Source organism: Enterobacter sp. ENT03 (genome assembly GCF_019218745.1).
Taxonomy (GTDB): Bacteria; Pseudomonadota; Gammaproteobacteria; order Enterobacterales; family Enterobacteriaceae; genus Enterobacter_D.
This window is the reverse complement of the sequence record NZ_JAHUXA010000001.1, coordinates 833,183-846,721: the sequence shown is the minus strand read 5'-3', so window position 1 is coordinate 846,721 and position 13,539 is coordinate 833,183. Positions and strand designations below refer to the sequence as shown.

Sequence of the window (13,539 nt, the reverse complement as noted above, 5' to 3'; positions counted from 1 at the left end):
CGTTAACAATCAAGAACGGTAAGCAGAGACAGAAACAAGATAATGACGATAATCACCAGCACGACGTCAACTAAACTCATCACCCCTCTCGAGGTCACCGTGTGCGCCGCCTCAGCGAGCGCTGCTTCTTCGGCGCGGGCCTGCTTCAGAAGCCGTTTTACTTCCTGCTCGCGGACAAATTCTTCCATCGATTTATAGTAACTTTCCGTATCGACAGGGAGTGGCTTTTTATTTTTGTCCGACATTATCTTCATCCTTGATTGATATTATTGACACTCCTTCATCAGTATTCTCTCAGATTTAGCTTAGGGGCCATAGCCATGGCCCGGATAATAATCACGAATTAATTTTTAATTAAGATGGCCCAGGATGGTGAGCTCCATGTCGTCCGGTACTTCGTTATAAGACAGCACATGCAGCCCGGCCGCAAACAACCGGGCATAGCGGGCTAATAACGGACGCAGTTGTGGCGCGACCAGCAGCACCGGCTCTTTCCCGGCGGCTTTCATCTGCTCCTGCACCTTCGGCATATTTTCCTGGAACTGGCTGAGCATATTCGGCTCGACAGGCACACTGTCCAGCATCACCTTGCCGCCTTGCTGCGCCTGATTCACCACGTTTTGCAGCAGATTTTCCAGCTCATTAGTGAGTGTGTACACCGCCAGCACCTGATGGCGCGCCAGGTTATGGGTAATGCTGCGGCGCAGCGCCAGGCGCACATCGGCGACCAGCAACAGCGGATCTTTCGAGACGGCGCCGCTCGCCACCAGCACGGTGGCAATGGTGACAATATCCCGCAGCGACACGCGCTCCATCAGCAGGCTGCGGTACACCTTCAGCAACTGGCTGTAATTAAGCACGCTGCTCAGATCTTCCGCCAGCTTCGGTGCCTGCGCCGCCAGCCGGTTGTGCAACTGGGTCACATCGTCATAGTTAAACAGATCCGGAATATGGCTCAGCACCACTTTATTGAGATGGGTGGCGATCACGCTGGCGCAGTCGATCACCTGATAGCCCAGATTCAGCGCCTTCGCTTTCTGCGCCGGGGTGATCCAGGTGACTGGCATCCCGTAAGCCGGATCGTTACCCAGCACGCCGTCAATATCGCCATAGGTTTCGCCGGAGGGCAGGGCCATCAGCCGGTCGGCGACAATATCCCCGCCGTCGGCTTTAATATCGTTAATGTAAATGGCGTACTGGGTGGGCTTGAGACGGAAATTTTCCCGCACGCGGATCTCCGGTAACAGCATGCCGTTACTTTCAGAAATCACCTGCCGCACGCCGCGGATACGCTGGGTCAGCGGGCTGCCTTTACTCTTATCCACCAGCGACACCAGCTTATAGCCGAGGCTGATACTCACCGGCTCAATGGTGGGGATCGTCTCCCAGCTTACCTGCTGCTCCGGGGTGTCGGTCAGGGTTTTACTCAGCGTGGAGAGGCTTTTGACTTCCGCTTCCGAGGCAGTCGGCTGTTTGCCCTGTCGCCAGGCGGCGAAGGCCAGCAGCGCCGAAAAGGCGAGGAACGGCAGGTGCGGCATCCCCGGCACAATCGCCAGCACGAACATTACGCCGCTGGCGGTGTAGATCACCGATGGCGTGGCCAGTAGCTGCTTTTTGATCTCGCCGGCGATCTCGCCGCTGTCGCTGACGCGGGTCACGATAATGGCCGCCGCGGTGGATAACAGCAGCGACGGGATCTGCGCCACCAGGCCGTCACCGATGGTCATCAGCACATACTGCGAAAACGCGGCGTCGGCGCTTAAATTGTATTTAAAGATGCCGATGCACACGCCGCCAATCAGGTTGATGGCGAGGATCATCATCCCGGCGATGGCATCGCCGCGCACAAACTTCGAGGCCCCATCCATTGCGCCGTAGAAATCCGCTTCGCTGGTCACCTCTTTGCGGCGGGCCTGCGCCTGGGCCTGATTGATCAGACCCGCATTCAGATCGGCATCAATCGCCATCTGTTTGCCGGGCATCGCGTCGAGGGTAAAGCGCGCCGACACTTCAGAAATACGCTCTGCGCCTTTGGTGACAACGATAAAGTTGATGATCATCAGAATGATGAACACCACAAAACCGACCACAAAGTTCCCGCCGATCACCACCTGACCGAAGGACTCGATCACTTTACCGGCTGCCCCAATCCCTTCATGACCGAACAGCAGCACCACGCGCGTAGAGGCGACGTTCAGCGTCAGACGCATCAGCGTGGTGATGAGCAGCACCGTCGGGAACAGGCTGAACTCCAGTGGACGTCGGGTGGAGACGCTGACCAGCAGCACCAGCACCGCCAGCACGATGTTAAAGGTGAAAAGAATATCCAGCAGCATCGGCGGCAGTGGCAAAATCACCATCGCCAGAATACACAACAGTACCAGCGGCACACCAAAATGCGCGGCCCGTACGGTCGTCATAAGTTGCTTAATGTTTTTCTGCATCCTGTTTCAGAACCTCTTTAGGGATGGACATGTGTCGGTTGAGTTGCGGCTTGTCCTGCATCCCGGCGCGCCAGGATTTGAGTTGCAGGACGTAGGTCAGCACGTGGGCGATGGCGCGGAAAAGCTGATGGGGGATCTGCTGATTAAGCTGCGTGGTGAAGTACACCGAGCGCGCCAGCGTCGGGAATTCGACGATCTCAATTTTGTGCTCTTTTGCCACCTCGCGGATAAACAGCGCGATGTCGTCGGTGCCTTTCGCCACCACAAAGGGGGCGGCGGCGCGGGCGGTGTCATATTTCAGCGCCACGGCGAAGTGCGTCGGGTTGGTGATCACCACGTCGGCGGCCGGTACGGTGCGGCGGATCTGCCCCATGGCGATCTGGCGCTGCATCCGGCGCACCTTCGCTTTGATCTCCGGGTTCCCTTCCTGGTTCTTATATTCCTCTTTGACTTCCTGTTTGGTCATCTTCAGACCGCGGGTAAACATATGTTTTGTCAGCGGAATATCGAGCACGGCAAACAGCACAAACAGCATCACCATGTTCTGCATCACGCTGGCGTACAGCGACAACCCATGCTGCACGGCGCTGGCAAAATGCTGCGATTGCAGCGCCATAAACGCCGCAAAATTGTGCCGCACGCTGAACCACAGCAGCGCCAGCACCACCAGACTTTTCAGCACCATCTTGCCGGTTTCAATCAGGTGATCGTTGGAAAACAGCCGCCCGATGCCTTTGATCGGATCAATTTTGCTGAAGTCCGGCAGGATCTTTTTCGGCACGAACAGCCAGCCGCCGGGCACCAGCGACGCGGCGAGCGCCGCCAGCGGCATCGGCGTCAGCGTCAGAATGAACTTCATCAGGATCAGCAGGTTATGCTGTAAAAACTGCCCCAGCACGTCCGGGTTGTTGATCTCCTGAGCGTACTGATGGACGGTAATAAAGCCTTCGCGCACGAAATCGCAGTACCAGGGAAAACTGTTCACCAGCACGATAAACGCCGCCAGCAGGCTGGCCGCCAGGCCCATATCTTTGGAGCGCGGAAGCTGTCCGTCCTCGCGCGCTTTACGCCGTTTTTGCGCCGAGGGCTTTTCTGTTTTTTCATCCTGCGACGCGTCAGCCATGGGACACTCGCAGGGCATCAAACTGGCTAAGAATGTAATTCACCAGATGCAGATAGTGATCCGGCAGGGTGTAGAGCAGGGCGGCAAAGCACACCAGACCCGCCAGCATGTTGATCGGAAAACCGAGGGAATAGAGATTCAGCGCCGGCGACACGCGGTTGAGCAGGCCAAAACCGCCCTGGACCACCAGCATGATAAAGGTGGTCGGCAGCGCCAGCAGGGTGGCGGAGGCAAATACCCAGCCCAGCCCCAGCGCCACGCTGCGCAGGGTTTGCGGCGTCAGCGCATTGCCAATCGGCCAGTAGATAAAGCCTTTATAAAGAATACTCACCAGCAGCAGATGCCCGTCCATGGCGAAAAACAGGATCGCGGCATAGATATAGATAAACTCCGCCAGCACGGTGGTGGACGCGCCGCTATTGGGATCGTTCATCACCGCCATGCTCATCCCCATATTAAAAGAGAGGATCTGCCCGCCGATTTGCAGCGCCAGAAAAACAAACTGCATCATCAGGCCAAACAACATCCCCCACAGGATCTGCTCCAGCGTCAGGATCAGCATCGACATGGTGAGCAACCCCTCCGGCACCGGGTGCGGCACCAGCGGGGTGATCATCACCGCCAGCGAAAGCGACACCACAAGGCGAATGCGCACGCTGAACGCTTTGCTGTCAAACACCGGTCCATACTGCAAAAACGCCATAATGCGCACGAAGGGATACCACAGGCCCAGCACCAGATTCATCAGTTGCGTGATGTCGAGGGTATGCATGTCAGTACACCAGCAGCGCGGCCTGCATAAACAGGTGCGTACAGAGATCGCTTAGCTGCACGATCATCCACTTGCCGCAAACGCCAAGCACGATCAGGGTGACGATCAGGCGCGGCAAAAAGCTCAGCGTCTGTTCGTTAATCTGCGTCACCGCCTGGAAAATACTCACGCACAGCCCGACCAGCAGGCTCGGCACCACCAGCACCGACACCAGAATAATCACCACTTTGATACCGCTGGCGACAATGTCCGCCGCCACATCCACCGTCATCATTTTTAGCCCAGCCCCAGTCCACGAATACTGCTGGTCAGCGTGCCGACGGTCAGCGCCCAGCCGTCGATCAGCACAAACAGCATCAGCTTAAACGGCAGCGAGACGATCAGCGGCGACAGCATCATCATGCCCATCGCCATCAGCACGCTGGCGACGATCAGGTCGATCACCAGAAACGGGATATAAATCATAAAGCCGATCTGGAACGCGGTTTTCAGCTCGCTCAGCACATACGCCGGGATGACAATCGACAGATCCTGATCCGCCGCGTCGCCTTTTGCGCCGCCGATGGTCATGATCTGCGCCATCGCCTTTTTGTTGGTCTGCGCGAGCATAAAACGTTTTAACGGCGAGGCGGCGGTGGAGAGCGCCTGCGGCAGGGTGATCTGATCGTTTTCAAAGGGCACCACCGCATGGTCATAAATATTCAGCCACACCGGGCGCATCACCAGCAGGGTCAGCGACAGGGCGATGCCGATCAGAATGCGGTTTGGCGGCGTCTGTTGCAGGCCCAGCGCCTGGCGCAGCAGCGACAGCACAATGATAAAGCGGGTGAAGCAGGTCATCATCAGCAGCAGCGTCGGCAGCAGCCCGACCAGCGTCATCAGGATCAGGACCTGAACTTTTACGCTTAACTCCTGGGTCGCGCCGTGGGTGGCGACCTGCAACAGCGCAATGTCGCCCCCCTGCGCAAAGGCACTGGGGGCCAGCATCAGCAGCGCGCCGCCGAGCAGCAAAAAGAGGGACGGTTTTTTCATGGCGTCAGATCGTTGATGTCGCGGGTATTGAACTCCAGCACCCGCAACCCGTATTTCTCGTTCACCACCACCACTTCTGCTTTTCCCAGCAGAATATTATTCACTTTGATGTCCAGCGGCTCGCCCGCCAGCTTGTTCAGCTCAATCACCGTGTCATCGTCAATGTTCAGCAGGTCAGCCAGCATCACTTCCACCGACGACACTTCCAGCGTCAGGGTGACGGGGATGCGTTTTAGCAGGCCGATGGAATCATTGAGCGGCGCAGAAGACGCGGCGGCAAGCGGTGCAGGGACGGTTTCAGCGGCGTCGTCAGCCAGCTCGAAGCCTTGTTCAAGTAAATCGATCTCGTTAGTCATAAGATTTTCCGGCGAGGGTTTCACGAAGGTCAGATAAGAGAAGCTTGTCGTGATCTTCGACGATCAGCGCGTTAAACAGCGGCGACTGACCGATGAAGACCGGGAATTTTTCAGGCAAGGAAACCGGCAAAATATCACCGGCTTTGAGGGTCGTCAGATCCGCCACGTTGAGGGTTAACTCCACCACCCGCACGTTCAGGCACAGCGGCAGGGTGTCGATCACCTGGCGCATCAGCGCTTTCTGCGCGGTCTGGCGCTCAGTGACGGTGTCGGCGTGCGGCGGCGTTTCGGTCTTGCGCAGCATATTGAGCAGGTAATCGGTGTGCGCGTTATCCAGCAGCAGGTGAAAACTGCGTTTCCCCTCATCATCCAGCTGGAAGCTGATTTGCCACGCCCACTGGCTGCAAATATTGCTGTTATCAGCTTTTATGGCCAGCGGCAGCCCGAGGGTGTCATCGCTGAACAGCAACTGGCAAATATCCAGTGCCAGCCGGTTACGCAGGCGAATTTCGGTTTTGGTCGGCAGCCGCTCGCCGCCGTCGGCGTTTTCCAGCTGCGTCTCTAACCCATAAAAATTATTCAGCAAGGTGAGCAGTAACGGACGATCAATATCAAACGCCAGATTGCCCACCGGCGACGCCAGCAAATCCGCGTGCTTATTTTTCACATCCATTTTGCAGGCGATCTTTTTCAGACTGACGCTGGAGCGATGTTTTTTCAGAAAGTAGCTGCCGATGCGCGACTCAATAATGTCAAAGCGGCGGGTGAAGATATTCGGCAGGCGATGCCAGGGGCGACCCAGACGGTTTCCTTCCAGCGCGAATATTCCACGGGTTTGGCTGTACTTCAACATTGGTGTTATATCTCTTGATAAAGATCGGTGCACTGGAAAAACTGTTTTTGAGAACAAACTCACACTCTGGTAATAAAAACAGTCTGACGTTTAATTTTCTCTTTATGATGGCCGCCTTTATTTATCAGCCAGCGAATAAAAGAGAAGCTGCATTTAACCGGAATGCATCAGGGAGCACAATAGCCGCCAGAGGGATTATTATGATTAATCTATTATTAATCAGCGCCGCTTATTATTGACCCGCACTGGTCGTACCGCCTCTGGCAGGTTATTTTTAATTAACTTGTTGTTTTAACTTGTTTAATCTTTTTTTCATTCATTAATATCAGTCTTTTTACTCCTCTCAATGTTATTATTCATTCGTCATTTATATGACTTCCGTTATCGCCCTTTACCCGTAACTGTGAGAGAAAATATGCAGACTCTTATTGCTGAAGCCTCCGCAAGCATAAAAGCCTTTTCATTAGCAAAGCGCGTAGCCAGTTTTAATATCCCGGTATTGATCCAGGGAGAAACCGGCGCGGGTAAAGAATGTGTCGCCAAATATATTCACTCGCAGGCTTTTGGTGAAGATAAAGACGCACCTTTTATTGGTATTAACTGCGCCGCGATCCCGGAAACCATGCTCGAATCCACTTTATTCGGTTATGAAAAAGGCGCCTTTACCGGGGCGGTCAATGCCGTGCCGGGTAAACTGGAAATGGCCAATAATGGCACTCTGCTGTTAGATGAAATTGGCGATATGCCGCTGGCCTTACAGGCCAAACTATTACGTGTATTGCAGGAGCATCAGGTGGAACGCCTCGGCAGTAACCGCGCCATTAAACTCAATTTCCGCCTGATCGCCTGCACCAATAAAAGCCTTGAAGCGGAAGTCGCCGCCGGGCGTTTTCGCGAAGATCTGTTTTACCGTATTTCGGTGGTGCCGATCAGCGTGCCCGCGCTGCGGGAACGCGTCAGCGACATCTTGCCGCTGGCGCAGGCGTTTATCGCAAAATATTCCCGCATGGTGGGAAAATCGATCCGCCTGTCCGAAGGGGCGAAAACCGCGCTGTTGCAGTACCGCTGGCCGGGCAACGTGCGCCAGCTGGAGAACACCATTCAGCGCGGCATGATTTTGAGCCACGACGGGGTGATCGATGCCGGCACGCTGGGTATTCCGCTGGCAGACGACCATGCGTTTGAACACGCCATGCCGCGCGCGGCAGGCGACGCCATCAGTCTCAATCAGGACAATCTGCAACAGCATGGCCGCCACGCGCAATACCAGTACATCGCCGATCTGATGCGCCAGTATCAGGGCAATCGCAGCAAAATCGCGGATTTTCTCGGCATCACCCCACGGGCATTACGCTACCGGCTCGCCTCCATGCGTAAGCAGGGCATCGACCTCTGCTTTTAACCGCCTTAGCCCCTCCCTTTTATTAACAAGAGTAGGAAATGAATACGATCAGCAGCCTCACCCCGAACGCCGCATCGCTCACCATGATGCAGGAGATGAACCGGATGAAGGATCTCGCGAGCGGCCCGCTGGCGGGTGCCTCGGTGCTTCCCGCCGCCGCAGGCGACATGCAGCCGGGCAGCGAGGTCTCCTTCCATCAAATTTTCAGTCAGGCGTTATCCCGCGTGGATAACCTGCAACAGGACGCCGAAATCCGGCAGAACGCGGTGGAAATGGGCGACAGCGACGATCTGGTCGGCGCGATGATCGCCAGCCAGCAGGCCTCCCTCTCTTTTTCCGCGCTGGTACAGGTGCGCAATAAAGTGGCGAGCGGCGTCAACGATCTGATGAACATGTCTGTATAAGCCGATGAAACTCACTCTCTCAGAGCGTTTGTCCGGCCCGTTATCCGCGCTTGCGGCGCTGGCGGGCGGCAATAAAAAATGGCCGCTGCTCGGCGGCGCGGCGGTGCTGCTGACCGCGGTGATCGTCGGCACGTTGTGGCACAGCCAGTCAGGTTACACCGCGCTGTATGGCGCGCAGGAACACCTGCCGCTGTCGCAGATCATCACCGTGCTCGACGGCGAAAAAGTGGATTACCGCATCGATCCCGGCTCCGGACAAATTCTGGTGCCGGAAACGCAGCTCTCAAAAATTCGCATGACGCTGGCCGGAAAGGGCGTGCAGGCGCTAAGTCCCACCGGCTATGAGCTGATGGACAAAGACGAAGTGCTGGGCAGCAGCCAGTTCGTGCAGAACATCCGCTACAAGCGCAGCCTCGAAGGGGAAATGGCGCAGAGCATCATGACCCTCGACGCGGTGGAAACCGCCCGCGTGCATCTGGCGCTTAACGAAGAAAGTTCGTTTGTGGTCAGCGCTGAACCGCAAAACAGCGCCTCGGTGGTGCTGCGTCTGCATTACGGCAGCACGCTCACGCCTGAGCAGGTGAACGCCATTCTGCATCTGGTGAGCGGCAGCGTGCCGGGGCTGAAAGCCTCGCAGGTGAGCGTGGTCGATCAGGCGGGAACGCTGCTGTCGGAAGGTGTCGGGGAAGACTCGCGCACCGGGGCGATGACGCGCAAAAACAACGAACTGCTGAAAAACATTCAGGATAAAACCCACGCCAGCCTCGCCAATGTGCTGACCTCGCTGGTGGGTAAAGATAACTTCCGCATCAGCGTGATGCCGGAGCTGGATCTGAGCACCGTGGATGAAACCCAGGAACGGCTGGGGGATACGCCGAAAGTCAGCCATGAACGGATCGAATCCGACAAAACCCTCGATCCGCAGGCGGTGGGCATTCCCGGTTCGCTGAGCAACCGTCCGCCGCTGCCAGCCGCGCCGGGTGCCGACGCCAGTAAAAGCAGCAGCGCAAGTTCCGAGCGCAGCGAAAGCCAGCGCGATTACGGCTGGGATCGCACCATCCAGCACATTCAGCATCCGGGCTTTACCGTGAAGCACCTGGACGTGGCGGTGGTGCTCAACCAGAACGCCGCCAGCATTAAAAGCTGGACGCCGCAACAGATAGCCCAGGTCACCACCATGCTCAATAACGCCGCCGGGATCGACCCCGCGCGCGGCGACAAACTGTCGCTGTCGATGCTGAGCTTTATCCCGCAGACCGCGCCGGTCATCACGCCGGAAAAATGGTGGCAGAACGACAGCATTCTCGGCTGGGCGAAACTTGGCGGCCTGGTACTGCTCGGCCTGTTACTGCTGATGATCGGCGTACGCCCGCTGGTGGGTCAGGCCATCGCCAGCCAGAAACGCCGTGCCGAGCTGGCGGCGCATCCGGTCAGCGAGCCGGACGAGGACGCCGCCTTGCCGGTATTAACCGCCAGCGGCGAAGAGGAGCGTAAAAGCATTGAGCTGCCGACCTTCAGCGGCGACGACGCCTTACCGGCCCAGAGTTCCGGCCTCGAAATCAAGCTGGAGTTTCTCCAGAAACTGGCGATCAGCGACACCGATCGCGTTGCCGAAGTGATCAGACAGTGGATTACCAGTAATGAGCGAATTGACAATAAATAAGCCTGGCAGCGCCAGCAGCTATCTGGAGCAGGCGGCGATTTTGCTGCTGTGCCTCGGGGAAGAAGCCGCCGCCACGGTGATGCAAAAACTCAGCCGCGAAGAAGTGGTGCGCTTAAGTGAAAACATGGCGCGTCTGTCCGGCGTGAAAACCAGCCACGCCCGGCGGGTGATCAACAACTTTTTTGATGAATTCCGCGAGCAGAGCGGCATCAACGGCGCATCCCGTAGCCTGTTGCAGGGCATTCTCAATAAAGCGCTGGGGGGCGAAATCGCCAGCAGCGTGATCAACGGTATTTATGGCGATGAGATCCGCTCGCGGATGGCGCGCCTGCAATGGGTGGAGCCGCGCCAGCTGGCGGCGCTGATTGCCGAAGAACATTTACAGTTGCAGGCGGTATTCCTCGCCTTTCTGACGCCGGAGATCGCCGCCACCGTACTCGCCTTTATGCCTGACGCGGTGCAGAACGAGATCCTCTACCGCATCGCCCGTTTAAGCGACGTTAACCGCGACGTGGTGGACGAGCTGGATCGGCTGATCGAGCGCGGCCTGTCGGTGCTGGCGGAGCACGGCTCGAAGGTCAAAGGCATCAAACAGGCCGCCGACATCGTCAACCGTATCCAGGGCAACCAGCAGCAGATCCTCGAACAGCTTCGCGATCTGGATGCAGAGGTGCTGGAGCAGTTGCAGGATGAGATGTACGACTTCTTTATCCTCAGCCGCCAGAGCGAAGAAGTACGTCGCCGCCTGCTGGAAGAGATCCCGATGGAAGACTGGGCGGTGGCGCTGAAAGGCACCGAAACGGCGCTGCGACGGTCGATTTTCGCCGTGATGCCAAAACGCCAGGCGCAACAGCTGGAAACCATCACTTCCCGCCTTGGCCCGGTGCCGGTCAGCCGTATCGATCAGGTACGCCGGGAGATCATGGCGGTGGCGCGCGAAATGGAAGAAGCGGGCGACATCCAGCTTCAGCTGTTCGCCGAACAGACCGCAGAATAGGAGCCACGCCAATGGATACGCTTCGTGGCCGCTACCGGGTACACCGTTTCCCGCCGCGCCACACGCTCTCCAGTGCGGCACCCGCCGCCACCGGGCTTTCTGCCGCCGACTTTCAGCGTCAGCTGATGGACGGTTTTCAGGAAGGGCTGGAAAAAGGCTTTGCCCAGGGCCTCAGTGAAGGCCAGGCAGAAGGGCACGCCGAAGGGCGGCAACAGGGGCAGCAGGAAGGCTACCGGCAGGGTTTTGCCGAAGGCAGCCTCGCCGGACAACAAGAGGGGCTAAGCCAGTTTACCCAGGCCGCCGCGCCGCTGGAGACGATTGCCGGCCGTCTGAACGACTATCTGGCGCACAGCGAGCGCAAACAGCGGGACGACCTGCTACAGCTGGTGGAAAAAGTCACCCGCCAGGTGATCCGCTGCGAACTGGCGCTGCAACCCACGCAATTGCTGGCGCTGGTGGAGGAGGCGATCACCGCGCTGCCTGGCGTGCCTGAGTCGCTCCAGGTCTATTTAAACAGCGACGAGTTTACCCGCATTCAGCGCGTCGCCCCGGCGAAAGTGAAAGAGTGGGGGCTTGCCCCGTCAGCGGATCTTCCGCCAGGGGAGTGCCGCGTGGTGACGCCGACCTCTGAACTGGACGTCGGCTGTGAACACCGTCTTGAACAGTGCATGAGCGTGTTGACCGACACGCTGGTGCCGGATGCGCCGGATGCGTGACGATCCGTTGTTTGACAGCGCTCTGCGCTCCATCGAATCCATCTCGTTCGCCCGCGTGGCCGGGCGACTGGTACGCATGAACGGCCTGCTGCTGGAGAGCGTCGGCTGCCCGCTGGCCACCGGCCAGTTCTGCCGGGTGGAGAGCGCCAATCACACCTTGATCGACGCCCAGGCGGTGGGCTTTGACCGCGACATCACCTACCTGATGCCCTTCAACTCGCCCACCGGTCTGATGGCCGGAGCGCGGGTTTTTCCCGAAGAGAAAGCGCAGGAGATCCTGATCGGTGAAAGCTGGCTGGGACGAGTGGTTAACGGTCTTGGCGAGCCGATCGACGGCAAAGGCAAAACCGGCGGCACGCATCTGTTAGCGCCGCTCGCCCCGGCGATCAATCCGTTAACGCGCCAGTCGGTGGCCCAACCGCTGGATGTGGGCGTCAAAGCCATCAACGGTATGCTCACCATCGGCAAAGGCCAGCGCGTTGGCCTGATGGCGGGCAGCGGCGTCGGCAAAAGCGTGCTGCTCGGTATGATCACCCGCCAGACACAGGCGCAGATTGTGGTAGTGGGGCTGATCGGCGAGCGTGGCCGCGAAGTGAAAGAGTTTATTGAACACGCGCTGGGCGACGAAGGGCTGGCGAAATCCATCGTCGTGGCGGCACCGGCGGATGCTTCGCCGCTGATGCGTCTGAAAGCCACCGAGCTGTGCCACGCCATCGCCGCCTTTTTTCGCGACCAGGGTTATGACGTCCTGCTGCTGGTGGATTCGCTAACCCGTTACGCCATGGCGCAGCGGGAAATCGCCCTCTCGCTTGGCGAACCGCCCGCCACCAAAGGCTACCCGCCGTCGGCGTTCGGCATTATTCCGCGCCTGGTGGAGAGCGCCGGTAACAGCGACAGCGGCGGATCGATGACGGCGATCTATACCGTGCTGGCGGAAGGGGACGATCAGCAGGATCCGATCGTTGACTGCGCCCGCGCGGTGCTCGACGGGCATATCGTGCTGACGCGAAAACTGGCGGAAGCCGGGCACTATCCGGCTATCGACATCAGCCAGTCCATCAGCCGCTGTATGACGCAGATTATCCCCGCCGCTCACCAGCGCGCCGCCCGCCTGCTCAAGCAGCATTACGCCGCCTATATGGAAATCAAACCGCTGATCCCGCTCGGCGGTTACGTTGCCGGAGCAGATGCCACCGTCGATAAAGCGGTGAAGTTGTTCCCGGCCATTGAGCGTTTTCTGCGCCAGGAGATGCACGAGCCTGCGCCGCTTGAGGCCGTACAGACGCAGCTGAACGCGCTGTTTCCCGCAGCTACATCGCCAGAGGTGAAAAAATGAATCCGATGATCGCCACCCTCGCGCAGCTCCAGCGGCTGCGCGATCGCAAAGTGAAAGACATCACCGTGCAGCTCGCCGAACAGCAGCAGTTGTGCGCCCGCTACGACAGCAATATCAAAGCGCTCGGTTACCTGTTCGATAAAACGCAGGTTAATGTTCAGGCCGCGCCGTCGGTGGAGGTGCTGAAAAACGTCAACGGCTACAAAGGCAGCCTGCAACGGGTGATCGCCTGGCAGGAGCAGGAAAAAACGCTGGCGAAAATCAAAGCCAACCGCATCCAGAAGAACCTCGTGCGCGCCGCCTGCGAGGAAAAAATCGTCGCGCTGACCCTCGACGACCAGCGCCAGACGCTGAAGCAGGAACAGCAAACCCATGCCCAAAAAACCCTCGACGAGATCGCCAGCCAGTGCTGGCTGCGCCAGCGTAAGCAGCCGGAGTAAA

15 protein-coding genes are annotated in these 13,539 nt (G+C 58.1%); 7 read left to right on the top strand and 8 right to left on the bottom strand.

Annotated elements, in window-relative coordinates:
• Positions 1–2: 2 nt before the first annotated feature.
• The 8 genes from KW828_RS04030 to KW828_RS03995 all read right to left on the bottom strand — a co-directional run bounded on the left by KW828_RS04030 (position 3) and on the right by KW828_RS03995 (position 6,580).
• Positions 3–245: a hypothetical protein gene (locus KW828_RS04030; RefSeq protein WP_218335087.1), complete on the bottom strand. Its 243-nt coding sequence runs from the start codon at positions 243–245 to the stop codon at positions 3–5.
• Positions 246–350: 105 nt separating this feature from the next.
• Positions 351–2,444, bottom strand: coding sequence for a flagellar biosynthesis protein FlhA (locus KW828_RS04025; RefSeq protein WP_218335085.1), 2,094 nt, complete (start codon positions 2,442–2,444; stop codon positions 351–353).
• Complete coding sequence (gene flhB / locus KW828_RS04020; protein ID WP_218335083.1) at positions 2,428–3,567, bottom strand: flagellar biosynthesis protein FlhB; 1,140 nt, start codon at positions 3,565–3,567, stop codon at positions 2,428–2,430. The genes KW828_RS04025 and flhB overlap by 17 nt, the downstream gene beginning before the upstream one ends.
• The gene (gene fliR / locus KW828_RS04015) at positions 3,560–4,339 is read right to left on the bottom strand and encodes a flagellar biosynthetic protein FliR (protein WP_218335081.1); all 780 of its coding nucleotides are present in this window, start codon (positions 4,337–4,339) and stop codon (positions 3,560–3,562) included. Before fliR ends, flhB begins: the two co-directional genes overlap by 8 nt.
• A 1-nt stretch (position 4,340) precedes the next feature.
• A complete protein-coding gene (locus KW828_RS04010; protein WP_218335079.1) occupies positions 4,341–4,613 on the bottom strand; it encodes a flagellar biosynthetic protein FliQ in 273 nt (90 codons plus the stop codon).
• A gap of 2 nt (positions 4,614–4,615) precedes the next feature.
• Positions 4,616–5,371 carry a flagellar type III secretion system pore protein FliP gene (gene fliP / locus KW828_RS04005; protein WP_218335078.1) on the bottom strand — a complete coding sequence of 252 codons (756 nt, stop codon included), beginning with the start codon at positions 5,369–5,371 and terminating at the stop codon, positions 4,616–4,618.
• Positions 5,368–5,727, bottom strand: coding sequence for a FliM/FliN family flagellar motor switch protein (locus tag KW828_RS04000; protein WP_218335077.1), 360 nt, complete (start codon positions 5,725–5,727; stop codon positions 5,368–5,370). Before KW828_RS04000 ends, fliP begins: the two co-directional genes overlap by 4 nt.
• Entirely contained in the window at positions 5,720–6,580 is an 861-nt protein-coding gene (locus KW828_RS03995; protein ID WP_218335076.1) for a FliM/FliN family flagellar motor switch protein, read from the bottom strand. The genes KW828_RS04000 and KW828_RS03995 overlap by 8 nt, the downstream gene beginning before the upstream one ends.
• Positions 6,581–6,995: 415 nt before the next feature.
• Here KW828_RS03995 and KW828_RS03990 point away from each other — a divergent pair, with 415 nt between their 5' ends.
• Genes KW828_RS03990 through fliJ form a run of 7 tightly spaced genes read left to right on the top strand, consistent with a single transcriptional unit; the run spans position 6,996 to position 13,538 of the window.
• Complete coding sequence (locus KW828_RS03990; RefSeq protein WP_218335075.1) at positions 6,996–7,982, top strand: sigma-54-dependent Fis family transcriptional regulator; 987 nt, start codon at positions 6,996–6,998, stop codon at positions 7,980–7,982.
• 38 nt (positions 7,983–8,020) lie between these two features.
• Positions 8,021–8,386: a flagellar hook-basal body complex protein FliE gene (locus tag KW828_RS03985; RefSeq protein WP_256349965.1), complete on the top strand. Its 366-nt coding sequence runs from the start codon at positions 8,021–8,023 to the stop codon at positions 8,384–8,386.
• Positions 8,387–8,390: 4 nt separating this feature from the next.
• A complete protein-coding gene (gene fliF, locus KW828_RS03980; protein WP_218335074.1) occupies positions 8,391–10,049 on the top strand; it encodes a flagellar basal-body MS-ring/collar protein FliF in 1,659 nt (552 codons plus the stop codon).
• On the top strand, positions 10,027–11,046 hold the full coding sequence (locus KW828_RS03975) for a flagellar motor switch protein FliG (protein ID WP_218335073.1): 1,020 nt from the start codon (positions 10,027–10,029) through the stop codon (positions 11,044–11,046). The genes fliF and KW828_RS03975 overlap by 23 nt, the downstream gene beginning before the upstream one ends.
• An 11-nt stretch (positions 11,047–11,057) precedes the next feature.
• Positions 11,058–11,762, top strand: coding sequence for a flagellar assembly protein FliH (gene fliH / locus KW828_RS03970; RefSeq protein ID WP_218335072.1), 705 nt, complete (start codon positions 11,058–11,060; stop codon positions 11,760–11,762).
• Positions 11,755–13,098 carry a flagellar protein export ATPase FliI gene (gene fliI, locus KW828_RS03965; protein WP_218335071.1) on the top strand — a complete coding sequence of 448 codons (1,344 nt, stop codon included), beginning with the start codon at positions 11,755–11,757 and terminating at the stop codon, positions 13,096–13,098. Before fliH ends, fliI begins: the two co-directional genes overlap by 8 nt.
• Positions 13,095–13,538, top strand: coding sequence for a flagellar export protein FliJ (gene fliJ, locus KW828_RS03960; RefSeq protein WP_218335070.1), 444 nt, complete (start codon positions 13,095–13,097; stop codon positions 13,536–13,538). The genes fliI and fliJ overlap by 4 nt, the downstream gene beginning before the upstream one ends.
• Position 13,539: the final 1 nt, after the last annotated feature.